The organism is Laedolimicola ammoniilytica (assembly GCF_025567165.1).
Lineage (GTDB): Bacteria > Bacillota > Clostridia > Lachnospirales > Lachnospiraceae > Laedolimicola > Laedolimicola ammoniilytica.
In genome coordinates, this window is record NZ_JAOQKC010000002.1 from 198,752 (window position 1) to 220,886 (window position 22,135).

The 22,135-nt window shown below is 51.4% G+C and carries 21 protein-coding genes and 2 riboswitches; of the genes, 2 read left to right on the forward strand and 19 right to left on the reverse strand.

Annotated elements, in window-relative coordinates:
- Positions 1-149 precede the first annotated feature (149 nt).
- On the forward strand, positions 150-1,070 hold the full coding sequence (locus OCV63_RS02320; protein ID WP_158361811.1) for a LysR family transcriptional regulator: 921 nt from the start codon (positions 150-152) through the stop codon (positions 1,068-1,070).
- 75 nt (positions 1,071-1,145) lie between these two features.
- Here OCV63_RS02320 and OCV63_RS02325 read toward each other — a convergent pair whose 3' ends face one another.
- From OCV63_RS02325 to OCV63_RS02390, 14 genes are all read right to left on the reverse strand, one after another.
- Positions 1,146-2,447 (reverse strand): type II restriction enzyme, encoded by a 1,302-nt coding sequence (locus OCV63_RS02325; RefSeq protein ID WP_158361812.1) that lies wholly within the window; start codon positions 2,445-2,447, stop codon positions 1,146-1,148.
- Positions 2,448-2,519: 72 nt separating this feature from the next.
- Complete coding sequence (locus tag OCV63_RS02330) at positions 2,520-3,515, reverse strand: DUF5688 family protein (protein ID WP_158361813.1); 996 nt, start codon at positions 3,513-3,515, stop codon at positions 2,520-2,522.
- A 372-nt stretch (positions 3,516-3,887) separates the two neighbouring features.
- The gene (locus tag OCV63_RS02335) at positions 3,888-5,009 is read right to left on the reverse strand and encodes an ABC transporter ATP-binding protein (RefSeq protein ID WP_158361814.1); all 1,122 of its coding nucleotides are present in this window, start codon (positions 5,007-5,009) and stop codon (positions 3,888-3,890) included.
- A 3-nt stretch (positions 5,010-5,012) separates the two neighbouring features.
- Positions 5,013-6,056 carry a FecCD family ABC transporter permease gene (locus OCV63_RS02340; protein WP_158361815.1) on the reverse strand — a complete coding sequence of 348 codons (1,044 nt, stop codon included), beginning with the start codon at positions 6,054-6,056 and terminating at the stop codon, positions 5,013-5,015.
- Between the two features lie 102 nt (positions 6,057-6,158).
- Positions 6,159-7,301, reverse strand: coding sequence for an ABC transporter substrate-binding protein (locus tag OCV63_RS02345; protein WP_158361816.1), 1,143 nt, complete (start codon positions 7,299-7,301; stop codon positions 6,159-6,161).
- Positions 7,298-7,756, reverse strand: a complete 459-nt coding sequence (locus tag OCV63_RS02350; RefSeq protein WP_158361817.1) for a hypothetical protein — start codon at positions 7,754-7,756, stop codon at positions 7,298-7,300. Before OCV63_RS02350 ends, OCV63_RS02345 begins: the two co-directional genes overlap by 4 nt.
- Positions 7,757-7,871: 115 nt before the next feature.
- A complete protein-coding gene (locus OCV63_RS02355) occupies positions 7,872-8,441 on the reverse strand; it encodes a hypothetical protein (protein WP_158361818.1) in 570 nt (189 codons plus the stop codon).
- A gap of 25 nt (positions 8,442-8,466) precedes the next feature.
- Positions 8,467-9,690, reverse strand: a complete 1,224-nt coding sequence (locus tag OCV63_RS02360; protein WP_158361819.1) for a sirohydrochlorin cobaltochelatase — start codon at positions 9,688-9,690, stop codon at positions 8,467-8,469.
- 212 nt (positions 9,691-9,902) lie between these two features.
- A riboswitch (cobalamin riboswitch) is annotated at positions 9,903-10,080 on the reverse strand.
- 82 nt (positions 10,081-10,162) lie between these two features.
- Positions 10,163-11,674 (reverse strand): Na+/H+ antiporter NhaC family protein, encoded by a 1,512-nt coding sequence (locus OCV63_RS02365; protein ID WP_158361820.1) that lies wholly within the window; start codon positions 11,672-11,674, stop codon positions 10,163-10,165.
- Between the two features lie 90 nt (positions 11,675-11,764).
- Positions 11,765-11,936: riboswitch (Lysine riboswitch) on the reverse strand.
- 57 nt (positions 11,937-11,993) lie between these two features.
- Positions 11,994-13,094, reverse strand: coding sequence for an SIS domain-containing protein (locus OCV63_RS02370; RefSeq protein ID WP_158361858.1), 1,101 nt, complete (start codon positions 13,092-13,094; stop codon positions 11,994-11,996).
- A gap of 14 nt (positions 13,095-13,108) precedes the next feature.
- Positions 13,109-13,957, reverse strand: coding sequence for a PTS system mannose/fructose/sorbose family transporter subunit IID (locus OCV63_RS02375; protein WP_317245539.1), 849 nt, complete (start codon positions 13,955-13,957; stop codon positions 13,109-13,111).
- On the reverse strand, positions 13,957-14,742 hold the full coding sequence (locus OCV63_RS02380; protein ID WP_158361821.1) for a PTS mannose/fructose/sorbose/N-acetylgalactosamine transporter subunit IIC: 786 nt from the start codon (positions 14,740-14,742) through the stop codon (positions 13,957-13,959). Before OCV63_RS02380 ends, OCV63_RS02375 begins: the two co-directional genes overlap by 1 nt.
- Positions 14,743-14,778: 36 nt before the next feature.
- Positions 14,779-15,267, reverse strand: coding sequence for a PTS sugar transporter subunit IIB (locus OCV63_RS02385; protein WP_158361822.1), 489 nt, complete (start codon positions 15,265-15,267; stop codon positions 14,779-14,781).
- 15 nt (positions 15,268-15,282) lie between these two features.
- Positions 15,283-15,723 (reverse strand): PTS sugar transporter subunit IIA, encoded by a 441-nt coding sequence (locus OCV63_RS02390; RefSeq protein WP_158361823.1) that lies wholly within the window; start codon positions 15,721-15,723, stop codon positions 15,283-15,285.
- A gap of 210 nt (positions 15,724-15,933) precedes the next feature.
- On the opposite strand from OCV63_RS02390, the gene OCV63_RS02395 reads away from it, so the two are divergent.
- Positions 15,934-16,650, forward strand: coding sequence for a GntR family transcriptional regulator (locus tag OCV63_RS02395; protein ID WP_178039726.1), 717 nt, complete (start codon positions 15,934-15,936; stop codon positions 16,648-16,650).
- A gap of 95 nt (positions 16,651-16,745) precedes the next feature.
- Here the strand turns inward: OCV63_RS02395 and OCV63_RS02400 are convergent, their stop codons facing one another.
- The 5 genes from OCV63_RS02400 to iadA form a co-directional block, all read right to left on the reverse strand.
- The gene (locus OCV63_RS02400) at positions 16,746-17,741 is read right to left on the reverse strand and encodes an asparaginase (protein WP_158361825.1); all 996 of its coding nucleotides are present in this window, start codon (positions 17,739-17,741) and stop codon (positions 16,746-16,748) included.
- 15 nt (positions 17,742-17,756) lie between these two features.
- Entirely contained in the window at positions 17,757-18,416 is a 660-nt protein-coding gene (locus OCV63_RS02405; protein ID WP_262670603.1) for a GntR family transcriptional regulator, read from the reverse strand.
- 149 nt (positions 18,417-18,565) lie between these two features.
- Positions 18,566-19,939, reverse strand: coding sequence for a magnesium transporter (gene mgtE, locus OCV63_RS02410; RefSeq protein ID WP_158361826.1), 1,374 nt, complete (start codon positions 19,937-19,939; stop codon positions 18,566-18,568).
- Positions 19,940-20,347: 408 nt separating this feature from the next.
- A complete protein-coding gene (locus OCV63_RS02415; RefSeq protein WP_262670604.1) occupies positions 20,348-20,515 on the reverse strand; it encodes a hypothetical protein in 168 nt (55 codons plus the stop codon).
- A 424-nt stretch (positions 20,516-20,939) separates the two neighbouring features.
- A complete protein-coding gene (gene iadA, locus OCV63_RS02420; RefSeq protein WP_158361828.1) occupies positions 20,940-22,076 on the reverse strand; it encodes a beta-aspartyl-peptidase in 1,137 nt (378 codons plus the stop codon).
- Positions 22,077-22,135: the final 59 nt, after the last annotated feature.

Consider the following 22,135-nt stretch of genomic DNA (forward strand, 5'->3'; position numbering starts at 1 on the left):
CAAAAAACGCAAAGAAGCATTTTCCGGCCGGTGGTGTCTCCGCTTCTTTGCGTTCCTCTTATCTGCATTATAGCACTTGACAGAGCTCGACAACAAATATATTATCTTTATCAAAAGATATAAAAATTATTTATAGGGGGGATCCAGAAATGAAATTTGACACGATTTTTTACGCGCTGGAGGTGGCGGACGCGGGCTCCTTCAGCCAGGCGGCGAGAAATCTTTATCTGTCCCAGCCGAATTTAAGCTACGCAGTCCGTCAGCTGGAGAAGGATCTGGACGTGCAGCTCTTTCACCGGGTACCCGGAGGCGTGGTTCCCACTGAGGCTGGACAGGAGCTCATCGAGCGCTTCCGCATCATCCGGCGGGAATATGAGCAGATTCAAAGCTTCTCTGAGCTGCCACACCGGGATTTCAGGCAGCAGCTTCGGATCGGATCCTTACGTTCCAGCCGCGCGGCCCGGGCTTTTTCCCGGTTTGTGAAAAAACACAGCGGAGGCGGCTGCCAGTTTTCCTTTTTGAATTATGATTCCCTGGATGAACTGTTGGACGAAATGACTACGAATAAGCTGGATCTGGCTGTGATAGGCGCCTTTTCTACCCATGTGAAAACCACATACAGCAAGCTGAAGAGTTCTGATATTGAGTATCACTTGATAGGCCGGAGCCCTATCTGTGTAGCGGTCGGCAGAAGCAATCCCCTCTATGGCCGCACAGAGGCCGTGTCCCTGGAAGATCTCTATCCCTTTACCGCGGTTCAGTACGGTCCCACCTTCAGCGATCCCAGCCACTCCCTGCTCCATGAGACCGGCCTGTCCCTCCACACCGCCGGAGAAATCAATGTGACCGGATCCCAGATTTTCTTCGATCTCATCGCCGAAACCGACGTCATCGGCCTGGTCGCCACCTGGCCCCAGGCCTTCCGCCGCTACCACGAGGAACCCTCCACCTGGATTATTCCCATCAGGGACTGTGAGCTGATGGCCGAATACGGTTGGATCAAGCCCCGCCGCACCACACTGCCGGAGCTGGCGCAGGAGTATCTGGATATTCTGGTGGAGCTGTATTAACCGTTCTTCTCCGCCAGGCGCCGCTGCTATGCCGCATATATGCAGTCCGTCAAAACTAATCTCCTGTGTTCTCTCCTACAGCCTGGTCAGATGAAAGATCCACTCCAGCCACCGCTCCACCGAGCTGGCCCGCCGGGCGATCTGTCCCTCGTTGCAGACGTGCAGTTCCCGCATCCGCTGTCCGATGACCTTCTTATCGGGATAGCGGCCTGTCTGCGTGCCCTCATCAAAGAATTCCGCGAAAATTCTGTGCTCCAGCATCAGCTCCACCAGCTTCAGCTGCCGGGGCTTGTAATTCATCCGAAAGACCTTCTCGCCAAGCCCGGTCAGGCGCACCAGCACCTGCCCGCCCACATTTTCCTTCTCAAAGAGCCCCAAATACCGCCCTGCATTATAATAATAATCCGACTGCCGCGGGTCAAAATCCATCAAATCCGCGATCTGCCCGGGCGTCAGCGGATTCCCGTACAGATTCTCCAGCAGGGAAATGATCCGCTCCATGGAATTAGCCTGAATAAACGGAACCGGCGTCCCGTCCATATCATCGTCCGTCCGGATGGCTGTGCGCTCCCGCACCCCTCGAAGCTCCGTAAGGCTAATCCGCGTATCCTGCATGGAATAATTCTTTGCCTGCACCAGCTCGATGGATGAATAATCCTCCGGATCCGCGAACCGGTACTCGAACAATCTGTAAATCATATTGGAATACACGGAAAAAACCAGTCGGATGGGCTTCTTCACCCGGGTGCGCCACAGGCGGTACGGATAGTACAGCTGCCGGATATGAAAATCCGGGTGTACCACATTTTTGGCTTCCATGATAACCACTGAGCGGGCATTTTCAAAGCCGCCATCGATCTCGCACTGGGCATTTTCCACATGGATCTCCCGTGGAATCCCCCGCACCGTATCCACCCGGAAATCGAAGACGCCCGTGCCCATGCGCCCATTGAAGGTGGCGTCATTTTTCCCGTCCCCGAGAAAATCGTCGAGAATACCGGACAGGGTCAGCGCGTGAATGGCATTGGCCTCTGAGCTGATGTTATTGACGTCGATGGACTCGTACTCCGGCATGTCCACATGGGTCATCCGGGTCACATGTTCATGAAGCTCCGGGAGCTCCTGATACAGCAGAAAATCACCCATCACATAGGAGGTCCGGCTGTCCGGCAGGAGATTCAGCTTCCGCTTCCGCAGAGCGTCCGGCAGCGCGTCAGAGCTGTCCCATTTGGCCATAAGCCGGGGCTCCCGGAATTCCCGGATCTGATCCGCTTTGATTTTGTATACCCCCTTTTGTTCCACCGTTTCCGCAATCGGGTATTTTTCCAGCAGCCGTTTCCATGCCTCATTTGCAGAAAGCGTCGTCTTCTCCGCCATATCGGTACCTCTTCATTTCCCATAATCTATGTAATCCACACCTCTGTGTCTCTTGCAGCTACCCGCGCGCCGTTAAAATTCCACCGTCTTAAAGCTCCCATCCTCCGCATCATAGAAAAATACCTTCTGGGACAGTCGCTCCGCCTCCCCGCAGGTGCGGTTCAGATGCTTCAGGCTCCGCAGAATCCGGATAGGAAGAATGGTTCCCGCCGGGTGGATACAGGCCTCATTAACGCTGGTAAAGGCCACATAATAGCTCCCGCCGGACAACCGGGCCAGCCGTTCCTTTACGCCCGGGTAAAAGATGGCGATGGCTCCGTTCAGCTTCCGGGTGGTCGTAAGCAGCGGCGCACGCTCCGGATCAAGCTTCTGAATAGCGCTGTTCTCCGACATAAATTCCCCTTTTTCATAGGGCGCATGGATACAATCCACCGGATCCAGGTACAATCTGGGCGGCGCGGCCACATACGTATTCAGCATGGCGTCCTCCCAGACCCGTTTTCTGGGCAGCTTCCAGCCATCCGCCGTGGTCCGCGGTACCTTGACTGTCCCCAGCCCCCGCTCCCCGTCATACACAGTCAGATAAAGCACCAGCGCCACGTCACCGTAACGCTCGTAGACATATTCCCGCAGTTCCCGCCTGCAGTCATTAAAACAGACAGGCCGAATCACCAGCTTGTCCCGGATCTGCTCATAATTGTGCATCTGCTCCAGCACGCCGGTCTCCATCATTTCCCCGGCCGCGTGCAGACTGTCCTGCACCTGCTTCCAGACACTCTCCCAGCCTTCTTCCATCTGCCGGTCATAAAGCTCTTCCAGGGAAAACCGGGAAATCTGTTTCATCTGCTCGTTCTTCGCTTTGGCGACCGTCACGTAATCGCCTATCAGCACGTCTGACTCCGTCTGATTGTACCGAAGATTCGTCTCCCGGACAAACTGCTCGTCATACCTGACGTCGCCCTCAGAAAGGCCCTCCGGGTAGAACTGAACCTCTCCAGGCTTCACTCCCAGTTCCCATTTTTCGGTAAGCTGCGTCAGAAAACTGCTGCAAAACTCCTGATATGTCACACCATATCCTCCTTTATTTTAGCTGTATTGGTCGGAACTTTCAACCTCCTTATCTTCTGTAGGTGTAGATACCCGGCGATCGCTCTTATTTCGCACAGGCTTCTAAAGCTGTTTGTCAAAAAAATCATGGGATCATGGGGAAGAAACGCCCCGGTGATGCAAAAGATTAATCTGATAGTTGAAGCATAGCACATCGTAACGGGCCTGTAAATTATTTCCGTTCGACAGGTTTCGGGAAACTGCGACAAGGCTTCTCCTTCTTCTACAAAATTCCGCTCTGCCTTATGAAAAATCGGATTTCTCCGGCAAAATTTTATAAAAGATGATATAAAAAATGAGAAGTGACAACCGCTTGCTATCACTCCTCGCTTTTTAAATTACATTATTTTCCATTTTTTCTTTCTGCCTTGTATACTCCAGGAGCTCACACAACCCTGCGGTCATCCCAATGTTTCCGCCGTCCTCCGGCAGCTTCACCGTGCAAATCACCCGCTCACAGTCGTCGATCAACTGCTTCGCCTCCGCGATCTGCTTCTCTCCCATTACCTGAAAGGCCGGTACACTGACCGTCCGCACCGCCAGCGCCTTCGCCGACGGATAATCCAAATCATTTTCCCACAAGATCCCCGTCGCGAAGGGAATCCGCTCCCGTTGGAGCCGTCGGAACACTGCCGTGCCTGTGCCGTTTCCGGCGATGACAAAGATCTTTGGCTCTCCGTCCACCGCCGGGAGCTCCAGATCGCCTGTCAGCTCGTCGTAGGTTCCCAGTGTCATGCCGTAGAGCTTCGGAATATACCCTTCGGTAAAAATCTCCTCCGGCGTACCGAACCGGTCCACCTTATCCCCCCGCACACAGGCGATTTTGTCTGAGATACGGCCTGCCAGATCCAGCTCATGCAACGACATGATGACAGACAGATTTCTTGTCCGTGACATCTTTTGAATAATGGAAAGAAATTCCAGTTTGTAACGGATATCCAGGAAGGACGTGGGCTCGTCCAGCACGATGATATCCGGCTGCTGACAAAGTGCCCGGGCCAGCATTACCCTCTGCTTCTGCCCATCGCTGGTCTTCGTGTAATCCCGATCCGCCAGCTCATGGATATGTACCAGATCCATGGCCTCGTCCACCACCGCCCAGTCCTCCGCGGAGAGCACGCCAAACTTGCCCGTATAGGGGTAACGGCCTGTGGACACCACGTCCCGGCAGGTCATCATTTCCGGATGGATGCGCTCGGTCAGCACTACAGAAAGCTTCTGAGACAATTCCTTGCCGCTCAAATCCCCCATGGCTTTGCCATCCAGCACCGCCACGCCGCCTAAGGGCGCCAGCTGTCGGATGATACTTTTCAGAATCGTAGTCTTGCCCGCGCCGTTGGGGCCGATGAGAGTCAGGATTTCACCCTTTTTCAGGCCGATTCGGATGTCTTTGATCAGGGGAACGCCGTGGTAGCCGACGGTCAGCCCTTCCGTGTAGAAATAATAGGTATCCATATGCTACTCCGCCCTCTCCTTCTTTTTGTGAATCATGATGTAGATGACCACCGGCGCGCCGAACACCGCCGTCACTGTACTGATGGACAATTCCGTCGGCGCAAACATGGTCCGGGCCAGCAGGTCGCAGAACAGGCAAAAAGCCGCTCCACCCAGGAAACAGGCCGGAATCATCAGGATAGGCTTCGCCGTCCCGAAAAGATTCTTAACCAGATGGGGCACCGCGATTCCCACGAAGGAGACCGGACCCGCAAAGGCCGTCACACAGGCCGACAGGACGCTGGAAAGCAGCACCAGAAGGACCCGGAATACCTGCACGTTCAGGCCCATATTTTTTGCGTAGGCCTCTCCCATCTGGTAAGCGCTGATGGGCTTGGACATGAGAAAGACGCAGATAGCTGTAATTCCCACCACGATGGCCATAATCAGCACATTGTCCCAGGTCATGCCGGAAAAGCTTCCCTTGGACCAGTTGTGCAGATTCACGATGTCCGCGTCATCCGCAAAGGTCACCACGAAGTCCGTCACAGCCGAACAGATATAGCCGATCATGACACCGCTGACAATAAGCATGGACATCTGATCCATGACCCGTGACATGAGAATCACAAAGCCCATACAGAGCATGGCTCCCGCAAAGGCCGCGATAATCAGGACCCAGGAGCTTAAAGCAAACGCATTTCCCAGGGCTGCCACCATGACCAGGGCCACCACCAGCTTTGCGCCGGATGAGATCCCCAGTGTAAAGGGACCCGCGATGGGGTTATGGAAGAAGGTCTGCAAAAGATAGCCGGACAGAGCCAGGCCGCCGCCCAGGATGCCTGCTGCCGCCGCCCGCGGAAAACGGATTCCCATAACGATATCCGTATAGGTGTCATTGTTCCCATTTTTCCCCAGAACCTTTGGAATCTCCGCCAGCGGAATGTTCACGGTTCCGATGCAGATGCTTAAGACCACAAAAACCAGCACCAGCAGGGCCAGTATCAGAAATGCAGCCCAGTATCTTCCTTTATTTCGGGCATTTCTGCCGCCTGTTGTGTTACCCATTGTTCCCGTTCCCTTCTGTCACTGTGCAAATTCTCACAGCTATCGTGTGTCTGTTATCCGGTGCATACTTTCCGGATCCCTCTCTTTGCGTTCCGAAGCGTATCAGTTTAACTTGTAAAGATAAGTCAGATCCCCGTCGTCCCCCACCAGCATCCGGTGAATATCCGACGTAATCGTACCCAGCTCCATGGTAGACTGATACAGATTCTTCATGGTACAGTACACATGACCCTCCTGCACTGCCCTGAATTTCCCCAGCAGCGGGCTTTTCGCCAGCAGCTCATCCACCGAGGAGAGCTGTCCCTCTATGGTACTGTTGTAAATGATGTAATCCGCGTCCTTCGCCCCTGTGTAGAATTCCTCCATCGTCATGGACAGGGTAGATGTGGCGTCCTCTGCATCTCCCAGATCCTGGAAAATATACGTGCCGCCCGCCAGCTCGATCATCTTCGGCAGATAATCCGCTGTTTTCCGCACATTGGCCTCGCCATTGCTGGTGATATAGAAAAATGCCACCGTCTTGCCCGTAGCTTCTTCGCCGCTGATGGCCTTGAAAGCATCCGCCTCACTGGCAAAGGCCGCCTCAGCCTCTTCCTCATGGCCGGTCAGCAGGCCGTAAAGCTTCACCCACTCGGTCCTGCCTAAGGGGTTCGGCTCATAGCTGGAATGATCTATCAGCACCGGAATTCCGAATTTATCCAGCTGCTCCTGCACCTCCGGCGTATGGGAAATCATGGTGTTCTCGATGGCCAGACCGCAATTTTCCGCCAGAATCTGCTCATAATCCGGCGCGGAATATTTGCCTGCATAGAGAATGTCGCCATTCTCCATGGCTGCCTTCGCCGCGTCGATATACCAGCCGTCGGCTTTGGTGCCGCTGAATCGAATACTGTCCAGGGCGTCCAGGGATACGAACATGTCCATGACCGCCGAAGCCACCAGATATATATTCTGAATGGGCTGCTGAAGTACCGTGATATCCTTCGCCAGATCCTCCGGCGCTTCCTTATCCTCCGGAACCACCAGGAAGCGTCCGCCGTCCGTGATGGTTATCAGTGAATAGCCGCCCTCATAATTGTCAATGGTAAATTTCTGCGCGTATTCCAGCTTCGTGCTGTCCGTATAAGTCAGCTCGTCACTGATATCCGTGCTGTTCTCTGCCGTGCCGGAACCGCCTGCTCCACAGGCCGTAAGTCCCAGACACATAGCCAGGCACAGAAAAAGTGCCATCAGTTTCTTTTTCATGCCTTTGTATTCCTCTTCTTCCGCATCACAGTCGCCGCAATCGCTGCCGCTACCGCAATTATCACAATACCTGCTGCCGCCGTGGTGGAGCCCGCTCCTCCCGTGCTGCCTCCATTCTCTCCCTGAATAGAATCTGACGCAAAGGTCAGCGTATATTCTACCTCATGGGGCGTACTCATGGCCGTCGTATCGCCAATCACATCGATCCCCTCGTCAAAGACCTCCACCGGAATCTCAAAAACCGAATGCTCGTCTGTACTCACCGGAAGATACTTCTCGCCGCCCACGATCATATAGTCGTAGTGATTGCTGCTCCAGGTAATCTGGGCCACAGCCTGTCCGTCCTCCACGGACAACGCGGCAGGTGACTCAATAGTGGCCCGGCCGCTGCCGCCCTCCATGGCCACTTCTACCGTATAATTACCGTCCGCCAGCTGTAAATCCTCGATTGTCATTGTCTTACTCCTTCTATTTGAATTTCCTATAATTGGAACAAGGGGACTGCCGCAAAACGTTCTGCACATTCTACAACAGCCCCTGTATGTAAGATCCTATAATACTTCTAAAATACTAGTCCTGAAGAAGCTCCGGGTTGGATACGCTGACCTTATGGTCGTACCATACGCCCTTGGTTCCGATCAGCGCCAGGTCGAATTCCTCGTCCAGTGCGGGAACCGGTACGTCGAAGGCATTGGCCTCCTCCGGCTCTGTACCATCGCCGAAATCTACGGTCTCTGCGGTCGGCTGCAGAAGCTCTGCGCCATCCTTCTGGGCATCCTCTGCCAGACCTTCATACAGATTCACAATGTTCTTGGAAGGCATAACCACATGAATGGTCATCTGTCCGTCCTTTACGGTCAGCGTTCCCTTTCCCTCGTAAAATTCATTTACATGGAACATACTGCTGTCTGTGTTGAAGTCTGCCGTGTAGATGCCGTCCTCCAGTGTCGCTGCTGCAGCTTCTTCTGCGTCAGCCTTTTCCGGCTCCGCCGTTTCTTCTGTCTTGGCAGTTTCCTCATCGGAGTTTTCCGCTTCTGTGGTAGTCTCTGCAGCCGGCGTCTCCGCCTTGCTGCCGCAGCCCATCAGCAGTGCGCAGCTTATAACTGCCATTCCCATTAACGCGATGATTTTCTTCTTCATTTCTTTTCTTGTCCTTTATCCTTACTTATTTCATAGCCTCTGCGGTATGAGCAACATAGAGATTCTGGATTGCCTCGATCTCGCCCAGACCTGCGATCTGGCAGTCTACGCTTTCGAACTTGCCGGATGCGTTGAACATGCTCTTCCAGGAATCGTCATCGTCGCCTGCCATGTCGTTGTTTGCATGGTCGCCTGCAACTACCATCAGCGGACGAAGTACAACCTTGGTGTAACCGGCCTCTGCAACTGCGTTAATCACATTCTCACATGCAGTATCTTCCGGCTCGCCCTCTACGGTTCCGATAAATACGTTCTCATATCCCAGATCCTTCATCTGTGCCTGCATCTGGCTATAGGAAATCTTTGCGGTATGGGAGGTACCATGACCCATGAATACAAATGCCACGCCATCCTCTTTTGCTGCGTCCAGAGTATCGAAACCAGCCGTCTTTACAGCCTCAGCAGTAATAGCCTCGGCAACAGCCTTCTTGTCTGCGTTGATTGCGGAAGCGTCTGCTCCAACCTCGCCCAGAAGCGGCTCAGCTACCTTTACAGACTCAAATTTATCCTTGTATGCGTCTACCGCCTCCATCAGCTCGTCGTACTCAGCGCCGTGCATCAGATGGGTCGGCTGTACAACCAGGTTCTTTACGCCGTTGGCAACTGCGCGATCCAGAGCCTGATCCATGTTGTCAATTGCCTCGCCGTCGCGGGCCTGGATATGGTTGATGATGATCTGCGCGGTAAAGGCACGTCTTACGGACCAGTCCGGATTTGCCTCTGCCAGAGCGTCCTCGATACCCTTGATATCAGCTACACGGCTGTCATTGAAGGAAGTACCAAAGCTTACTACCAGCAGCTCGTTCTCGCCGATCTCGTCCTGGTTTCTCGGATCATCCTTGGAAGCGTCTCCGGTGTCGCGTCCGAAGTAATCCGGGTCAGCGTTCTCGCCCTCTACCAGCTCCTTCTGAGCGTCTGTCAGAGCGTCCCATGCTTCCTTGGCTGCCTTACAGTCAGCGTCTGTGGTCTCTGTTCTCTCCTGCACATAGATCTTGTCAATCAGGGCTGCTACGTTGTCAGCTGCAGCCTGATCTGCGTCCGCGTCGTCTGCAGTCTCCTCTGCAGCGTCTGTGGTCTCTTCCGTAGTAGTAGTGTCTGCAGCCGGCGTCTCAGCCTTGCTGCCGCAGCCTGCCAGCATGGATGCTGTCAGAGTTGTTACACATAACAGTGTTACAAGTTTCTTTTTCATTTTCTTTTCCTCCTGCAAAAATTTTTCAGTTAAATGAAATTCATAAGATCAGAAGGAATCTGCTAAAAAATCCGACGTTCCTGTGGATCGTCGGATTTTCAGTCGTCAGCTTTACATCTGTTCGCCCATCCACGCAAAACAGCGCTGTGCGGAACAGCTGTGTCTATACCCCATCTGGCACTATCAATCCTCGTGATCCGGAATCTTTCGACTCCATGCGCCGCAGTCTGGCAGGTCTCCTGGCTTACAGTACAAGCGCTGCTTATCGTCTTCCCGATGGCTCAGTGACGTATGATAAGCCGCTCCTGCATACAGTGACGAGATCGCGCAGGTCTCTCACCTGCTTCCCTATTCTCCGTTTTTTAACGGCACCAGCTGCTTCTTATTTGATTTCACATAACCTACACAAGCATTATAGCAGTCTTTCTGAAATAATCAACTGTTTTTCCGCTATTTTTTCTTCCTTTTTGCATTATTTCGCCCGTTTTTTCATAAATAACAGATAAGCGAGCAGCAATATGATTCCTACCGGCAGAGAAATCAGCGCAGACTGGGTAAATCCTGCCACAATATAGGTAATAAAGGAAATCACTGCTACACTGACCGCATAGGGAAGCTGGGTGGACACATGGTTTACATGGTTACACTGGGCTCCCGCAGACGCCATAATGGTCGTATCGGAAATCGGGGAGCAGTGGTCGCCGCAGACAGCGCCCGCCATGCAGGCAGAGATGGCCACGGTCATCAACGCCGGATGGGTGGTCTGGAACGCGTCTACCACAATCGGAATCAGGATACCAAAGGTTCCCCAGGAGGTTCCGGTGGCAAAAGCCAGGAAGCATCCAACCAAGAAAATAATAGCCGGAAGCAGAGCAACCATACCCTGAGAGCTGCTCTTAATCAGATTAGCCACGAACTCCGCGGCGCCCAGGCTGTCTGTCATGGCCTTCAGGGTCCAGGCGAAGGTCAGAATCATGATAGCCGGAACCATGGCCTTGAAGCCCTCGGGAATGCAGTTCATGCACTCCTTGAAGCCCAGGACCTTACGGCTCACATACAGCAGAATCGTGATGACCAGGGCGAAAGCACTTCCGATGGCCAGACCGATGGACGCGTCGCTGTTGGAGAAGGCGGTCACGAAGTCCGCGCCGTCAAAGAAGCCGCCGGTGTAAATCATGCCGATGACGCAGCAGATGATCAGGGAAAGAATCGGAATCAGCAAATCTTTTACGGAACCATTTCCCACGTTATCCAGGCCTTCTGCGTTGCCGTAAGGTCTGTCCGGCGTAGTAAACAGGTCGCCCTTCTTTGCGTTGTCCTCATGGACCTTCATGGAACCGAAATCAATGTTCAGAATTGCTATCGTAATCATCATAACGATAGTCAGAATCGCGTAGAAATTATAGGGAATCGCGCTGACAAAAAGCGCCAGTCCGTCCTCACCCTCTACGAAACCGGTTACGGCCGCCGCCCAGGATGAAATCGGGGCGATGATGCAGACCGGAGCCGCCGTGGCGTCGATGAGGTACGCCAGCTTGGCACGGGAAATATTGTGCTTGTCCGTCACGGGACGCATCACGCTTCCTACGGTCAGACAGTTAAAATAATCATCGATAAAAATCAGCACGCCCAGGGCTACGGTCACCAGCTGCGCGCCGGTGCGGGTCTTGATATGCTCGCCGGCCCACCGTCCGAAGGCCGCCGAGCCTCCGGCCCGGTTCATCAGTGACACAATGGCTCCCAGGATAACCAGGAACACCAGAATTCCCACATTGTAGCTGTCGGACAGAACGCCTACGATTCCATCCTCAAAGATGTGAAGCACCGTTCCCTCGAAGCTGAAGCCCGAGTAGAACAGGCCTCCCACCAGGATGCCAAGAAACAGTGAGGAATACACCTCCTTGGTAATCAGAGCCAGAACAATCGCTACTACAGGCGGCACCAACGCCCAAAAGGTAGCATACATAACAGGTACATAATCCATTTTTAAAATCTCCTTCCCTCGAAAACAGTCGAAAAAAAGACCGTGAGCACATACTTCCCGACTGTACTCACGGTCCGAACTTCCCCTTCGACCTATGATAGCTCTCCACAGTCCTGTGACAGTCTGACGCATATTCTGCGGCAGCCCAGAAACCCATCCTTCGGAACGGATGAATCCCTTCGGCGGTCTTCCCTTTCCCGGCTGACTGGTTCCGACCTTATGTCAACCGATACTCCTGAAGCCCCGCGCCTCTATCATTTTCTAAAATTGCCTATGTGGCTATCCTATCACGGAATGGGAGGAAGATCAAGTGTTTCTACTATTTCTCTGCAGGATAATGATCCCGTACTCCATCCAGCTTCTTGCTGCCAATCCGTACGTGGAAATTCGGATCTTTCGGAATATCCGGATTGATACCCAGATCCTGCGGAGCCAGGCATGCAACTACCTGCATGGGAATGATATACTCCCACGCGGAAAACAGCGGATCCTCTACAAAATCACAGAGCAGATACTTGTCACTATATTCCTCTACTCCCTCCGGAGATCCGATGAAGTAATTATGGGGTGTCCAATCGCTCAATATCTCTATCAGCTTTAATACACGGGGCTTGTAATCTCCCTTGGAAGCCAGATAGAAAATATGTGCGCTGTCTGTAATGGAATTGTAGATACCATGGAAAAATTCTTCAATATCATATCCGGTTACACCCTGACGGACAGTTTCCAGAACCTTTAAGGCTCCCTCCAGTACATCGGCATACATTCCATCGTATCCGACTACAATAATTCTCTTAGCCGGGAGGAATTCTTCCTTGATCCTGCCATACCATTCTGTTGCGGCCTTTGTCACATTTCCCAGGTTATCGATGACCTTATTCATTCTTTTCAGATAAGCATCTACAGTAGCCTGATCGGTAATGCCCTTGGCCAGAGCCAGCTCCGTCAGCATCATCATCAGCGTCACAGTAGTTCCTGCATAGCCCTTCGTTTTTGCTCCGCACTTTTCATTACCCACCTCAATCCGGGTTTTCGTATCCGCATGCTCAAAAACAAGTGCTGTGGGATTTTCAGACACTGCTGCTGTATACAGTCCTTCTGCAATAGCAGCGTCCAGGCCTTCTACTGTAGAAAGGCTTTGTCCACCCTGGGACATTCCGATCACCAACGTATTCTTATTGAATACCTTTTCGCTGCGTGCAAACTGTGTCGGATACATGCAGAACACCTTCCGGTTCAGCAGCTCTTCCAGATAATTCTTGGCAGAAAGTCCTGCATGATAACTGGTGCCTGAACCAAGCACATAGATCTGCTCAATATTTTTGTCCTTAAAATATTCTACAAATTCCTTTGTAATCTCTTTTCTGTTCTCAATGATTTCTCTCAGAACAACCGGAGTTTCACAAATATAATCATACATTTTTGTCTTTTCCATTAGAAAATACCAATGACAGAACCAATAATTCCTACGATAATCATACCCCAGAGAATTGTGGTTGTCTTAATTCCTTTCTGTAATAATTTGTAAGTTCCGAGTGTCAGACACAACGGCAGGAATCCTGTAATAATCGCATCAAAGATATCCTGCACTACAATTTCCGCACCGGAAATTGTAAATACCAGCGGTGTGGAAAGTGATACCATGGACGCTGCCATAGAACCAACTACCACCAGACCCAGAATCTTTGCGGCCTCGGTTAACGCTGCAATTACGCCTCCCTGAGACAGGCCCGCCAGGAAATTGACACCACTCTTATAACCAATACGCAGTCCCTGATAACGCACCAGGAAATGCGGGATATTGTAGATAAGGAGGAACAGAATGGCACCTAAAATGCTTCCCTGTGCTGCCAGGCTGGCACCGATACCTGCACCGATAATACGGAAGGTTCCCCAGAAAAAGGAATCACCAATACCTGCCAGAGGCCCCATCAGTGCTGCTTTTACTGCATTGATAGATTCCTCATCACATTCTTCCCCTGCGTCCTTGGCCTTCTTGAATTTTTCCTCCATAGCAATTGCTGCACCTGTGATAAAGGATACAATAGCCGGTGTGGTATTAAAAATCGCCAGATGTCTCTTTAAAGCTTCGGAAGCTTCCTTCTTATCCGGATACAGTTTCTTCAGAGCCGGAACCATCTGATAAGCAAAGCCTACATTCTGCATTCTTTCATAGCAGAAGCATGCCTGCAACGGGAAAGAACGCCAGAAAGTTTTCTTAAAGATATCTTTTGTCATAACGGATTCTTCATTAGCCGTTGTGTTCGTCATATTCTCTGCCATTACAGTTCACCTCCCAAATCATCAGATGCTGCCGGAGCAGCTGCTTCTTCTGTTTTCTTATTTCCTGCATACTGGAAAATCACATAGGCAATTGTCGTACCGATGACAGCTGCTCCTACGGTATTCACACCGAGAAGTGCTGTAATTGTCCAGCCCATGAAGAAGAAAGCTACATTCTTCTTGTTAAACAGAAGCTGCATCAGAATGGCAATTCCAAGTGCCGGAAGCATACCGCTGGCTACAGAAAATCCATTGATTACACTCTGCGGAATTTTATCAACAAATGCACTGATAACGGTAGACCCAAGCAGTGCACCGCAGAATACCAGCAGGAAATAAGCAACAAAGAACAGAATGGCGCCGCCCCAGAGAGCGCGGTCAATTCCTTTATAATCACCATTTTCTGCTGCCTTATCTGCCTGATGTACGAAGTAGCCATTGACAGTTCTACAAAGAATACCTACCAGCTGTCCTAAGGTTGCAATGGGCAGTGCCAGGGCTACTGCTGCACTGACATCCAGCTTGGCACTGATGGCAAATACGGTAGCAAGAATACTTCCGGATACGGTGTCAGGCGGTGTGGCGGAACCAATTCCAACTACACCCATCATAACCAGCTCCAGAGAAGCTCCAATAATAATACCTGTCTGTAAATCTCCCAAAATCAGACCTACCAGTGGTCCAAGAACCAATGGCCGATCCAACATACACATTCCGAATACACGGCTGTCCCAAATACCGATACCGCCCAGAATACCAAGCAGTACTGCATGAATTATACCCATAACCTACACTCCTTCTTTTGAATCTCTCTGTTTCTGTTACCTTGCAAAACTTTTTCTGATATCTGCTGTGGTCAGGCGCTTCGATGTAGGATCTGCCTGCATCACAAGCTCAGCCCCTTTTTTCTCCATGCTGTCCATCACAGCGATATCATCTGCATCCATGTAAGAATTCATATCAATTTTTTTCTTTCCTTCTCCGCTTCGGAGTCCGCCCAACAATACATCCTTGATCGCTCCGTTTGTCCGATCGTACAGATATTCCGCATCCTTCATATCTTTGCAGATTACCATAATCGTACGTGCTGCATGCTTTGGGTTGTTGATCACTGCTACTGCTCCATCCAGAGATTTCATGGAAAGTGTTACCTCCGGCGGTGTGGCCAGTTTAAAAGCCATCTGCATGGTCGCATCTGTAATCAGCTTATCGTTTGCCACTACAATCGTGTCAATCTTGTAATAGTTTGTCCATGCCACGGCTACCTGTCCATGAAGAAGTCTATCGTCTACACGCAATACTTTAATCATCGTTTTCCTCCAATCTTACAGTTCCCCGTCATCACTGATGGATACGGGTTCTGCCTGCTGGTCATTGACCAGTATAATCGTATCTCTGGCTTCCGCCAAAGCTGTACGAATCTGCCTCAGATTTTCTTCTCTGTCATCCGTAAGTTCCAGCATAACCAGTGACACCAGCAATCCCAGATTCAGGCCGCTTACCAGATAAATCTCCGGATGCTCCGCCATAATTCCAATGGCTGCCTGTGTGGTACTGCCGCCCGGCAGATCTGTAATCAGAATCGTCGGCCAATCATTCTCAAAGGAAGCGATCGCATCATTCAGTTTTTGCTTCGTCTGTGCAATGCTTTCATCCATGGTAATGCTCAGCGCTTTCAAATTCTGAACTTCACCGAGAATAAATCTGCAGGACTGCGCAATTCCCTTGGAAAATTCCCCGTGTGTCAGTAAAACAATGTTCTTCATAAGCACCTCCTATAAATGTATATACATTTTACTATATGCTACTACACTTTTACCCTCTTGTCAATCCTATTTTTATATACTTTTAATAATTTTTATTCCATTTCCATTATTTATATCTGCCTTTTTTCTATCTCCCTTGACTTTTTTCATTTCCCCAGCTATCATAAGTATATACAAATATGTGTAAATATAGAAACAAGGAGATTACGATTGAAAAATTCACCGCGGTATCTTGCCATCGCACAGGATATCATCACTCAAATTCAGGAAGGAAAACTTCGCCCTGGTGATCAGATTATGACAGAGGCACAGCTGTGTGAAGAATACGTAGTCAGCCGTATGACCGTCAATAAAGCACTGACTACCCTGGTTACTAAAGGATTTGTGCGCCGTGTCTCCGGAAAAGGAACCTTCGTTCTGGACCAGCAGGTTACCAAATACATCGGAGCTGCCTCGCCCGGAAGCTTTTCCCGTGATATGGCTTCCATTCACACCAAGCCCGGTGCCATTCTGGTAGAATATCGTGTAGTCCGTGCTTCTGAATTTCCGTCTGTAGCTCAGCAGCTGGAGCTGCATGAAAATGATTTTCTGCACTATATCCATCGAATTCGTACCAGCGACGGGATCCGGATTGCTTTAAGTCACACTTATATTCCCTGCAAATATCTTCCTGCTGTTGATGTCTCTGCTTTGGAAGGATCCCTCTATGAATATCTGGATGAAACCTACCATGTACATCCCCAGGCACTGGATTACAGCTTTGCAGCCCTGCTTCCTACCAACCGGCAGAAGGAGCTGCTTCAGGTGGACTCCTGTGCCCTGTTAAAATCTTCCCATCGTAGTATTATCGAGACAGGGGAACTGTTCGAATATACAGAGACCTACTATGCGGGCAACCGCTTTACCTACAAATTTGCCCCACGTTAGGAACCAATGATTTTTTTATAAAAATAGAAGGAACTGTGAACCTGTATTTCTCATGCAGCTTCGCAGTTCCTTCTATTTTCATTTTTTTAAATCAGCTATTCTGAAATTTCCCCTGCATAATTCCGCGCAAAGATTTCCTTTACCTCTTCCGGATCCTCTGTCTGTCCCAGCGCCCACATCATTTTCGTCACAATGGCTTCCGTGGTCATATCACGGCCCGGAATGACCCCACAGTCCAGAAGCTTGCGTCCCACCTCATAGAGGGACAGATCGCTCTTCTCATAGAGACACTGGCTGCACACCGCAATGCTGACCCCATGATCCGTCAGCTTCTTCAGCTTGGGAAGGAGGTTCCGCCGCTCAAAATGGGTGCCACCCGCGCCAAAGGCCTCGATGACAACGCCCCGGTACCCCAGCTCCAGCAGGCTGTCAAAAATCTCCGGCTTGGTTCCCGGAATCAGCTTCATCAGAAATACGTCCGTACAGAGCTTATTTTTCAGCTCAAAGGGAGCCGCCGCCTCTTCTCCCGTCCGGCTGTGCTCCAGGTGTACGCCGTCCGCATAGATTTTCCCGATATAGGGCGCGGAAATGCTTTCAAAGGCGTCAAAGCCCATGGTTCGCACCTTTACCGCGCGGCAGCCGCCCATAATCTTATCGTCAAAGGCCACCATTACCCCGCTCAGACCTGCGTCCACCGCCGCGAAGGCCGTCTGCAGGTTCCGCTTGGCATCGGTAAACATCTGGCCGATGGGAATCTGCGCTCCGGTCAGCACCACCGGCTTCGTCAGGTTCTGCAGCATATAGCTGAGTGCGGAAGCCGTATACGCCATGGTATCTGTGCCATGGGTGATGATGATACCGTCATAATCCGGCAGCGCCTCCGCCACCTGCTCTGCCATAAACTGCCATTCCTCCGGCTGAATATTGGAGCTGTCCAGATTCAGGATATCCCGGCTTTCGATCGCAAAGCCTTCCCGCAGCTCCGGCAGAAGTTCCAGAATTCCGTCTCCGGACATTCCCGGGGTCAGCCCCTCCTCTGAATGGGTACAGGCAATGGTTCCGCCTGTCGCCAGCAATAATACCTTTTTCATTCTCTTTGTTCCTCCTTACCCCTGCCAGGGCGCTGCCGCCCGGTCATGAAAATACAGTCGGTATTCCACACCGCTCAGTTCTTTATCCACAAAGGCTCTCGCTTTTTCCACATCCCGTTCCTTCAGGGCCTCCACCAGCTCCAGATGCGCTTCCATCGCCCCCACCGCATCCGCGCTTTTCCAGTCCCGCACCAGCACCCGGCGCAGCTTGTTCAGGGTTCCCTCCAGGGTAGAAATCAGATAGGGATTCCGGGACAGATAGACGACCGACATATGAAACTGCATATTCATGTCGCTGTACTGCCGGTAGGTGCCCTCCTTCATGGCCGCTATCTGCTTATGTACCTCCGCCTCCAGATGAGCCAACTCCTCTTTCCCCGCGTACTGGATCGCCAGCTCTGCGGAGGCCTTTTCCAGGATTCCCCGGAACTGAAACAGGCTCTGCAGCTCCGCCACCGAAAGCCCTCTGACCAGATAGCCCTTGTTGGGAATCTTGTCCAGGAATCCCTCCATACAGAGGTAATTCAGCGCCTCCCGGGACGGCGTCTTGCTGACACCGAACTTTTCCGAAATCTCCGCCTCGGTAATCATATCATTTTCCTCATAAACCCAGTTGATGATATCCTCCCGCAGGGCTTCGAGGACTTTTTCTGTCATAGACTGCCGTTTCGCCATAATGAGCCTCCTGTATCTTAAGTCTGCCTGTTGTTTTTGGAATATCAGTGATATATCACTGATATCTGTATCGTACACCCGGGGATTTCCTCTGTCAAGCAAAAAAGACCTTATCGTATCCATACGACAAGATCTTTTCTTTCTCTCTTTTACACCAGATGAACGATATCAATCAGCACCACGGCCACCAGTCCGTAATACACCACGATGGCCACCAGGTCGTTGATGGTCGTAATCAGCGGTCCGGACGCTACGGCCGGGTCCACGCCTACCTTTTTGAAGAAAATCGGTGTCAGGGTTCCCACCAGGCTGGATACCACCATGGCGCCCACCAGGGACACGCCCACACAGGCGGAAATCATCAGGGAATAGCCCAGGGTGAAACCTTTGAACAGGTGGATGTACGCGCCCAGGAATACCAGGGCCATCACCGCCAGAATCGCGCCGTTGAAGAAGCCGATCTTCATCTCCTTGAACATAAGCTTCACCTTCTGTCCGGTGGTCAGGTTCTCATCCATCAGCACCCGGATGGTTACCGCCAGGGACTGGGTTCCCACATTGCCGGCCATATCCAGAATCAGGGACTGGAAGCACATGACGATGGGCAGCACCGCCACGACGGACTCAAAGACGCCCACCACAGCGGACACCACCATGCCGAGGAACAGCAGAATCACCAGCCAGGGCAGTCTTTTACGGATGCTCTCGCCTGTGGTCTCGTTTAAGTCCTCCTCGGCAGTCAGACCAGCCAGCTTCGCGTAATCGTCACCCATCTCGTCATCTACCACCTCTACAATATCCTGGGCTGTGATGATACCGCCGATGCTCCGATCCTCCAACAACACGGGAATAGAATCCTCGGCGTAGTCCTTGATTTTCTCAATGCAGTCACTGATTTTCTCATGGTCCATGACGAACGGATAGGAACGGCTGATCAGATCTTCCAGCTCCACATGCTCTCTTGCGATGATCAGATCCTGCAGCTCGATGGCTCCGTAGTACTGCTCCTGCCGATCCACCACATAGATCGTGGAAATGTTATCATTTTCTCCGGCCTGACGCACCAGCTCCCGCATGGCCTCCCGGACGGTCAGATCGTTGTGAATCAGGATAAAATTGGTGGTCATATAACTACCGATCTCATCCTCGTCGTAGGACAGCAGAAGCCTGACATCTTCGCTGGCCTCTTTATCCAGCATCCCCAGAATTTTACACTTTGTGTCGTCGTCCACTTCCTCCAGAATGTCTACCGCATCGTCGGAATCCATCTCGGAAATGACCTTGGCCTGCTGTTTTAAGGACAGCTCCTTCAGATAAATATCGCCGTCGTCCAGATAGGCGAAAATCTCCGCCACCCGCTCTGCGCCCAGGGCCGAGTACAGGCGCTTTCTCTCCTCAGGCGTCAGAAGCTCCAGAGCCTCCGCAATATCGTTATCATGGTAATCGAAGAGCCGGTCAATCAGCTCCTCCCGGGACAGGTTTCCCCGGATAATCGCAATCAATTCCTCTACGTACTTTGTCATAGCCTACCTCCATTTGAGCCGCATTTTTCCAGAACCTTCCACCAGAAGCTTCCGAAAAATGACCGCAAAAAAACACCGCTTCAGATTTTCCAAAGCAGACTTAACGGTTACACGCTGTGAAGTCCGGATCTTACTGAATACGGTGTGAATCAAATGTCAATATAAAGCCAGCCATGACACGCAAAAGCATGCAGCTATTTTATGATTTCTAAGGGAATCTTCACGCACAGCTGCACGTTTTTGCCTTTCCTGTTCGCACCGTACTTTCTACTTCGTCCCGTACTATCGCAACTGTCCATGAAATTCACCTCCTGAAAATTAGAATTCATTTTGTTTCCTTTGTGAGTATAACATCAAAGAAGGGGGTATACAACCCCCCTTCCTTAAAAACCTTCTCTTTTTTCGCTTTTACAGCTCCATGTGTTTCATTTCTTCCAGGAAATCCCGGATATAGGAAACTGCCAGATAGGACGGTACCATAAAGTCCGTTCCCAGCGCGCCCTGGAAGCCCATAGCCAGTGCCTTCACAGACGGATTCAGGGTGAAGAGCAGCAGAGTAATAAGGCCTGCCACCACCGCTGCGACGGCTCTCTTTATCCCTTCCGGGAGGTCATTGAAAAACGGCGTACCAATTACTGCTACCTCCGGAATTGCCTGATGATGTCTGCCCCATGTTCTTCCCTCTCCTGGTGGAGAATCGTGAATCCCTGATGAAGCATCTGGCTGCCCATCAGATTCCCCCCCAAGGTTTACTGGCCTGTTCCTCCTTTTGTAAAGGTGGATGAGTATCAATAGAATGTGTCCTATATAAAAAAGAATGTGCCATTGGCACATTCTCGCGCCGAGGCGCGGTTGCTTCAGCAACCATCTACCACTGCGCCGAGTGCGCATCTTTGCAAGCTCTGCTTGCTTTTATGGAATAGGGAATTCTATCGGAATTTCCTATTCCATAATAAAGAAAGAGCGGGGCTATCGCCCCGCTCTTTCTGCCTTCCTTCACCTATTCATAGGTTCCTTTTTTTACAACTTTTCCGTCTTTCATAAAGATCTCGCCGCCTGCCACAAAGGTATCCAGCGTCAAATCCGGTTCCCAAAGCAGAAAATCCGCATCCGCGCCCGGTCGAATTACGCCCTTCTCCGGCAGCAGATCCAGTCCTTCCGCCACCTGGCTGGTAGCATAGGGAAGCGCCTCCTCCAATGGCATTCCAAGCGTCTTCACCATATACAAAATCTCTTTTCGAATCGCGTCCACGCCGGATACACCAATCTCCAGAAGTGTACCATCCTCCGCATAGTTGGACCAGCTTCCGTGCCCGTCAGAGCTGATGGTGATATGCTCTGTGGGAAGTCCGCGCTTCTTTGCCTCCAGAATACAGTCACCCGGAGTCGTATGCATACAACAGGTCAGATCCACATAACCGCCTTCCTCCAGCAGCTGATAGCCTTCCTCCAACAGTGCGTCATTGCGGTTTACATGAGTAGGGCGGAAGATCCGAACCGGAACGGAGCTTTCCCTGAGTGCCCGGAATACCGGCTTCAATCCCGCCTTGTCGTCACCCATATGCAGCGTCACCATGCCCGGCTTGCCACTGAGCATACCGGCCACTCTGGCCTTACTTGCAATCTGAATCAGTTCATCTTCTGTCACATTCGGCGCCCGGTGATCGGAAATCGCCAGTTTTACACCGAGCACCTCTTTCACAAATACGATATCCCGTTCGATTTCTCCCGTAATCGTCGGACTCGGATATCCGTAAGCGCCTGTCAGCATATAGGCGCTCACGCCCTCTTCACAGAGAGCTCTTGTTTTCGCATAGAGATTATCCACACTCCTTGTGATTCCATCGGTACCCAGAAGTCCTACCACCGTTGTGATACCGTTCTTCACCAGCTCTGAAAGCTGAAGCTCCGGCGTCCGCGTATGGAAGCTTCCTTCTCCTCCGCCTCCTGTAATGTGGACATGCTGATCGATAAGTCCCGGCGTAAGAAGCTTGCCTGCCGCATCCAACACCCGGCACTCCACCGGGAGTGCTCCGATCGTATCCTGAATCTGTTCAATCCTTCTGCCACAAATCAACACATCCTTTTTCCCGAGATATTCCGGAGCATAGACCTCTGCATTTTTCACCAATAACATGATCGTTTTCTCTTTTTCCCTTTTATTTTCCCTGTAACTTCTATCCAGTATATACGATA